The 3163-nt window shown below is 39.1% G+C and carries 2 protein-coding genes; both read right to left on the reverse strand.

Annotated features, from left to right (window positions below):
• Positions 1-82: 82 nt before the first annotated feature.
• Positions 83-1918, reverse strand: a complete 1836-nt coding sequence (locus Q4557_RS19565) for an ATP-dependent endonuclease (protein WP_303414987.1) — start codon at positions 1916-1918, stop codon at positions 83-85.
• A gap of 116 nt (positions 1919-2034) precedes the next feature.
• The gene (locus Q4557_RS19570; RefSeq protein WP_303414989.1) at positions 2035-2808 is read right to left on the reverse strand and encodes an HNH endonuclease signature motif containing protein; all 774 of its coding nucleotides are present in this window, start codon (positions 2806-2808) and stop codon (positions 2035-2037) included.
• Positions 2809-3163: the final 355 nt, after the last annotated feature.

A 3163-nucleotide genomic window follows, 5' to 3' on the forward strand; every position in this document is an offset into this window, starting at 1 on the left:
ACTATAAAGGTATCACTCGGGCTTGTTCAACACTTGGGATAAGGACGCGGCTACGCGCGGCCTATCCTTATCTGTTATATTTCTATTGATTAGTGTTGAATGTAACTGAAGCAAACCGTGCCTGAACTGCATCATTTAGCTGCGAAAGATCAGACCATGTTAATGCACCTTCAGGTAACTGATTTTCTTCTATTTCAAGAATGCCATCCAGTAAGTCCTTAATCTTGTTATACATATCTGTCTCTTCTTTAATATGATTTATACAGTTTTCAGGCTTATCACTACCAATGGTTTCGTCAAAATAAGCATCCTCAAAGTTGATTACTGAAGCAACAACTCTAGATTGTTCTGTCATCTGAGCAAGAATTTTTTCATTGTTAGTCCACGCTGGATTCGTCATCGTAAACTGGTCATAAACTATCGCACCACCGACACTCAAATCTTTATTTTTTCTTTTGGATTGAACTGTTGGGACATCGGTATCATGTAGCGCGTAGAATTTTTTGCCAAAGTGATTGAGAACTTTCATCATGGATGCAACAGTAACTTTCCCCCTTGCCCTGATTACATTCAGATCATGGTATGAGTTGTTACCGGCCTCAAGCTCTTTACTTTTAATGTAGTTAAAAGCTGAATACTCAGTATCACCCTCAACAATTAGAACTCTGCCACCGAAAAAGGCTTCGGAAATATGAGAGTCAAATAAGTTAATCAACTTTAGGTTTTCTTTGTCATCATCATCTAATTGTGCAGATTCAGGTTTGAACAAAGTGGTAGTTTCAATGTTATCGTCTTGAGTTTTGTCAACTCTGATAATGGTCGTGTGATCCTTCGTCAGATCAATAAAGCTTGGTGAGTGTGTCGCCACCATAATCTGCCAGTTATCATTCTCTGGCAAAGAATAGAGAACATCTCTTGCGATTTCAGTAGCAGAAGGGTGGAGACTAACTTCTGGCTCATCAAGCAACAAAACATGTGCTGTATTAGGGCCGACTGGCTCGTGATGTGCTTTAGCTTTTGGCCCTGCTGCTTTTGCACGGACACCATTATCAGCTAACAATTTTAGTATTGTCCATAATGCTGTTCTTCGACTGCCGCTTCCTTGTTTATCTAGTGGAAACGTCAAACCACCTATTGGTCCCATTTCTATAGAAAACTCATTACCAAGGAGATCAATTTTAATTGGAGCTGAGCTTGTAGGTGCTGATATCTTTAATTCATGACTTGGAAATATTTTGCTTATAATCTCATTCGCACTACCCTCCAGACCCTCGATACTCTCTTGCTGCGTAATTTTGGAGGAGTCCCGCAAAGACTTAAGACTTTCTACAAGCGTTTCATACTTGGTTTTTTCGTCATCATCATTTTCTTTGATACTTTGGATACTATCTTCAAGTAAACTTTTTAGAAGAGATGTTATGGCCTTAGACTGAATTTCTGGATCATCAAAGGTATTGACCCTATGAGGTTTAGGCCTTCTGGCCTTTGCTACATTATTCATTCCCCATGGCATTTTCTCTTGATCACCATCTTGCGCCCATCGACCAAGACCAAAATTAAAGCCAACCCTTTCAGGCTCTCTATTTGTTCCAGTCCACTTCCATTTTTCTCTAACTAAAAATGTACCGTCAGCTTGATTAGAGCACCATTCTTCACCTGGTTTATTGTCTTCGGTTGCAACTGATTGAACTTCAATCTCAGGATAATTATCTACGCTAACTTGTTTGTTATGAAAATCATCTTGTTCCAATTTCAAACAATCGGTCACTGCTTCATATGCCTTTAGGATCGTACTCTTTCCAGCATTATTGGGTCCGACCAAGACAACAATGTTATCAATATCCAACTCAACAGGTTGGTTTCCAATACATCCGAAGTTCTTAATCTTAAGCTTTTTAATACTCGGCACTTGACTCATTAATAATTCCTTTTATAGCACGGAAGTGGATTTGAAATATCATCTCAATAACCGGCGCAGCTTTGCTGCGTCCGGCACCTGAAAGGCGCGTAGTTAATTAACTTGATACATTTTTATTACTGATATGAATTTAAATCAACTTCTTTGTAGTTACCTCTTATGAAGTCAATTAGGTTCATGTATGCAGTAATGAACTTAGAATTTTTCTCATTTAATATATCATTCAACTCTGCAACCTTCTCATATGGTAAGTGCTTTCTTTCCATATGAAGGTAGAACCTCTCATCAGCTTGACTAAAAATTGACTGTTGACGACCCTCTACATCGGTAGACCCAGATATTACGTACCACAAGTCGTAATAGCTTCTTATAAATGTATCAAAGTATCCTTGAAGGTTTTGATCATTTAGTGGATATAGGTGAGGATTGTCTTTGCAATGCGCCTCGAACATATCGCCAACACTACAGAGTTCTAGCTTAACCGATGTCGGCAAGTGTTCTACAAAATATCGAAGTCTAGTGAAAGGGACAAACCGCATAAAAATCTTAAGGAAACTTAAGTCATTATCTCTTTCCTTCGGCGTATCAAAAAGAGAAGCAACTGTTTTTTCATGTTCTGCCTTTATAGATTGAAGCTTTTCAACAGTGTAAAAGTTTGGATTTTGATCAACTTCAGTATGATGATTAGCACAGAGTAGAATTAAGTTATCGTATGAGTTTCTACCACCAGATAGTGCCTCATTTCCTCTTGCTCCCTTTAAACTCTTTGCGATGATATGAGCCATTTCACCAATATGGACATCATTACCGAAAACGTCCATTTTGCAAATACTGCATCTTCCAGCCGCTAGGCCATAGAGTTTCTTAATTTCTGGATGCGAGATGCTCACATTCTGTCCTTAAAATATAACGATTTAGTTCACGAGCCGAAGGTCTCGTGTAACGGCTTGTTCTTTACTTTCGGAGAGAGAGGGTTATCGATACTCAATCCGTGAGTTCATATTCCATGCCCTTGGGGCTTAATTGATGCCCCCTGCGGCGTGAGGGAAGCATCGCTGCTTTACTTGAAGTCAATTGCAGGTCTCTTTAAAAGCTTTGCTTTACGAGCCTTAGCAAGTGCCTTCAAGCTATCATAAATTAGGCGTTTCTTCCATCACGTTTGGCTCTATCTATTCCTTCGGTTAGACTTAAATATCACTTCTTTTTTGCTAAAAATCGTCTACCGCAGGTCAAGAACAGCTTATT

It is taken from the genome of Shewanella sp. 5_MG-2023 (assembly GCF_030547465.1).
Lineage (GTDB): Bacteria > Pseudomonadota > Gammaproteobacteria > Enterobacterales > Shewanellaceae > Shewanella.

Coding starts and splice junctions, on each gene's coding strand:
- Q4557_RS19565 (WP_303414987.1), bottom strand. CDS start 1,918: ATGAGTCAAGTGCCGAGTATTAAAAAGCTTAAGATTAAGAACTTCGGA.